5 protein-coding genes are annotated in these 4,200 nt (G+C 48.8%); all 5 read right to left on the reverse strand.

The genetic code is table 11. The features are described from left to right. The coding region (locus tag AAE250_RS23345) for a fimbrillin family protein (RefSeq protein WP_342289486.1) at positions 1 to 488 on the reverse strand (488 nt) is incomplete at its 3' end. A gap of 28 nt (positions 489 to 516) precedes the next feature. After that, complete coding sequence (locus AAE250_RS23350) at positions 517 to 1,581, reverse strand: DUF5119 domain-containing protein (protein WP_342289487.1); 1,065 nt, start codon at positions 1,579 to 1,581, stop codon at positions 517 to 519. Beyond that, entirely contained in the window at positions 1,578 to 2,207 is a 630-nt protein-coding gene (locus AAE250_RS23355; protein WP_342289488.1) for a DUF3575 domain-containing protein, read from the reverse strand. The genes AAE250_RS23350 and AAE250_RS23355 overlap by 4 nt, the downstream gene beginning before the upstream one ends. 36 nt (positions 2,208 to 2,243) lie before the next feature. Next, the gene (locus tag AAE250_RS23360) at positions 2,244 to 2,651 is read right to left on the reverse strand and encodes a hypothetical protein (protein ID WP_342289489.1); all 408 of its coding nucleotides are present in this window, start codon (positions 2,649 to 2,651) and stop codon (positions 2,244 to 2,246) included. A 387-nt stretch (positions 2,652 to 3,038) separates the two neighbouring features. Continuing rightward, positions 3,039 to 4,007 carry a tyrosine-type recombinase/integrase gene (locus tag AAE250_RS23365; RefSeq protein WP_342289490.1) on the reverse strand — a complete coding sequence of 323 codons (969 nt, stop codon included), beginning with the start codon at positions 4,005 to 4,007 and terminating at the stop codon, positions 3,039 to 3,041. Between the last annotated feature and the right edge of the window lie 193 nt (positions 4,008 to 4,200).

Here is a 4,200-nt window from a genome sequence, read left to right on the forward strand (position 1 = left end):
AGTTTAAAATCAATATAAGGAATACCTTGCACATTGGCAGCACTAACCGTTACCCCGACATTTGCTCCATCTGACCATGAACTCTCATACGGAGCATACGCAAAGAAAGATATCTTATCATTCAGATTATTGGGCCAATACTTCACAGGGCTATATGTCCACTTACCACTACCACTGGTTGCATCCCACTTCACCAACTGATTGTGCATAAAGCCAGGAGTGGCTGTTAACTTAGCAGTCTCCCAATTACTGGTTCCCGTATGATATCCCATAACACCAAAACCGCCATAGCTATCTGATTGCTCAGTAGACGGAGCAGCCTTCATACTCTCATTAGTCGTATCCGTCCCGCGCGTAGACGTTCCTGTATACGCCGCAAACGTCATCTGCGGATGAGCATCGGGGCTTACTTCCGTCACTTCATTCTGCGAGCAACTTGCCATCAGCAGGCTTGCCAGCGAAACTGTCATTAAATGAATTGTTTTCATAATTCTTGATTTTAAATTATTATAATTATTAGTTAGATCCTATCGGTATATCCGTATTCTCATCCTTGCCCCACCCGTCTACATCCACATCGAAGCCTGAGTCGGAACCGCCTTCGGGCTTCACGTCGGGTACTTTACTCGTCTTGGCTTCCACGTAAACAGTGATGATGCCCTCTCCATTATCGCTCTCCGTCACCTTCACATCATCGTAATCTTCCTTGAAAACGGTCTTCCCGTCTATCAGCTTTGCTTCCAAGTGCAGGTGATGTTCGTCGGAAAAGTCAACACCGAACACGCTGAACGTACCTGTCATCGTGCCGCTGGTGAATGAACCTTCATCGAACACGGGATTAACAAGCAAAAACTCCTGAGACACGCTTTGGGCGGAAACTTTGCCCGTAGCAAGAAAGACGGATTCGGAAATACCGTCCAAGCGACAAATAGCCGAGCGGACATTATTCAGTCCTTCCACACGAATCACCGCCACCACCTCGCAAGTACGTTTCTCAGGGATAAGGTGGAGGGCACAACGATCATCTCCCAATGTAGTGGAATAACCCGTTCTACCGAACGAGGACTGACTGTAATTGCCCAGCATATCTTCCGTCACCGTGAAGCCCCGCACTGTGGCTGAGGCAAGTTTCTCGGGCGAAGCGGTGACAATACGGGTAGGCGTATCTCCATCCGTACGGGTTTCCACATTCTTATTATAAGCCTCCAACGTTTCGTAGCCGTCGTTGCCACGGAAAGCGATATTACTGAAATCGGTAAACGAACGGTTGAAGAGAATGACGTCATAAACTCCTGCCGGTAGCCGCAGAGACTCCCGGGAATAATCGCCCATCAGGAAGATACGAGGCTCACCGCCATCCTGCGGATAGAACACAGCAGTGGCACCATGGGCAGACTCGCCACCGTCCAGACCCGACTGGCTCCAATCGGCAGTAAGGGTAATTTCCGCAGTTTCGTAATAGGTCAGTTCGCGCCGCTCACAACCGGAGAAGAACAGACAGAAGAACAAAAGAACAGATAAGGAATAATTTGTTCTTATGTTCTTTTGTCTAAACCCAAACACGATACGTATGCGTCTCATCGTGCACCCCCTTTCTTCGATTTACGGTTCAGCAACCACACCAGCGAGATCTTCGCCTTTGTAGGACCGAGCCACGTGTACTGCCCGTTCTCCTGCCAAAGCAACGTCTGATAATTGTCGCGGGCATGGTAGTGACGGTATTGGGTGCGGAGCACGCCGATGCCGATATTCAGTTCCAGGTGCAGGTTACGGGCGATACGTGCAGCCCAGCCGTAGCTGATGCCTGCGGCAATAAAGAACTCGCCCTGGTAACCGTCCGCATCCCATTGAAGGTCGTACTTGCCACCGCCACCATACAAACCGAGAAAATGCCCGGTAAGAGCTTCGCGCTTCGCACGGTTCTCCCTCCTACCCAGCCAATGACGGCATTCAAGTCCGCCGGAAAGAATTTCGAGGCAATATTTATCACCATCCAGCAACCACCACGGAAACATGTATTCGCCATTCAGGGACCAACGACTGCCAAGTGGAACTTCGATTTCTACATTGGGTATCAATCCCACATCGAAAAGCAGATTCGTCTTCAGGGCAAAGAGAGGACGCTTCTGTGCATAAAGACCGGGCAGCAGTACAAGCAGCATTCCGCAGCAGAGGATAAAGTGTCTATATATAATAGGTATATTCATGAATTGGTTGTTTGCAACTGAGTATTTCCGGACAGATTACCAGTCGGAAAGCTTTATATCATTAAGGAACAGGCGTACCATATGATTGGCAACCCCCATCTTCTGAGCAACCCGGCCATGATGGGTATAAAAAGACTCGGGAGTAGGATATTTGCAATTGATCGGTTCACCCGTAGCCTCAATTACATCAAGCAGAGAAAGCATGTGAAAGGGACGGCACAGCTCATAAGAGGACAGCATGCATGTTTCCGGTTTCGGCTTCAGTTCTGATGACGGCTCCAACCCTTCTTCCGGCAAGCGACGGATAAGGCCACCGGATTCCAGTTTATGAAGTAGTTCACTCAATTCGTCTTCCGGTAAATGGAAGTTTACTGATTGCAGATATTCTCTGAAGGAGATGTCATACAAAACAGCTATGGCGGTCTGTGTAAGAAGTGTCAACATGGCGCAGCTTTGTTTGGGTTATTCCGTTACTTACCAAGTAACGGAAAACTACCAGCCACCGAAAAAGGAAAAAGTGTTTTCCTACCATTTATATTGTTGAGAAAGCAAGTCCGAAGGTCGGAAAAGGGAATAAAAGTGCAGTCCGTTTTTGAGGCATCAAAGATGGAATAGAGTTTTGTGTGTGTTTATGACCAACAAGTTGTGTAATATGTTCTTTTTATTGAGTTGTGTGCTGTTTGATCTATAATTTTTATAAAGTGAATGCAAATATTAATACTTTTGTTTGGATAAATAAAGGAATATTATCACCTTTGTCGAATAAAACACTCCGTTACTTGGTAAGTAACGGAACTCACCCAAACACCTCATAAAGCGTTGTTTATCACGCTATTTCCCGTTTCCGTTGTTCCCCATGACGGAAGCGACCAGCTCATTATTCGCCATATCCACCTTCTCGTCCTCGAAAGGCTTGAGGTAAGTTTCCGTTACCCTGATGGAAGAGTGACCCAGCGCCTTGCTGATGATACCCACATGCCAACCATGGTGGTAGGCTATCGTAGCCCAAGTATGGCGCGCCGTGTACGAACTTATCTTCACACCGGGCAGCAGCAGTGCGGCCATCTTTTGGAGGCTCCGGTTGAATCTCCTTAAAGCGCTCAGGTAAACTTCGTACACATCTTCACCGTCCTTCAGGATGGGGAACAGGAAATCAGTGTCCGGTGATTGGCTCATGCACATTTCAAACAGCTGCATGGCTTCGTGGGGAATACGTACCGTGAGGCGGCGGCCCGTCTTGTGGCGGCAATAGGTGATGCAATTCCCATTCACATCCTGCCTGCGCAGGTGGGCAAGGTCGATGAACGGCATGCCCCGGAAAAGGAACATCAGCAGGAAATAGGAAAGCGCACGCTGCACATCCTCGGGCAGGCAGGTGGGGTCGACAGCGGCCAGGGTGCGCGTCTGTTCATCGGTCAGGGCACGTTTGGTTTGGGACTCTACTTTGGTGTACACCTCGTCGAAGAGATGCGGATCACGGATTACCAACTGTGCAGCCACCAGCCTGTTGTACACCGCCCGGAGTGTGCGCATGTAGGTAGACACGGTGTTCCAACTCGCCTTCCGTTGCCGCAGCCATGACTGGTATTGCTTCAGCCGGGCCACGGTGAACACGTCGGGAATCTGCATCGGCACTCCCTTCGACGTGGCAAACGCTGTGAAAGAATGCAGCGTAGCGGTATAGGTATGCACCGAAGGGTGCTTCCCGTCCCGTTGCAGGCAACCGATCACAAAACTCATGTAAGGCGTCAGCAGTATTGCTTCGCCTTGTACTTCTTCTCTCGTTTTTTCTTTATCCATAACTTTTTTCCTCTAAAGATACAACAGATAAAAAAACATCCCGCCCCGTGCACTTGTTTTATGCACGGGGCGGGAGGAAAACTATTGTATCGCTAAAGAATTACAACTCTTCTATTTCTTTCGGGGAAAGGCCGGAAACCTGGGCAATGGTTTCTACAGGTATACCCAAAGATTTCATGTTATGAGCAATTTC

Source organism: Bacteroides sp. GD17 (assembly GCF_038448625.1).
Lineage (GTDB): Bacteria > Bacteroidota > Bacteroidia > Bacteroidales > Bacteroidaceae > Bacteroides.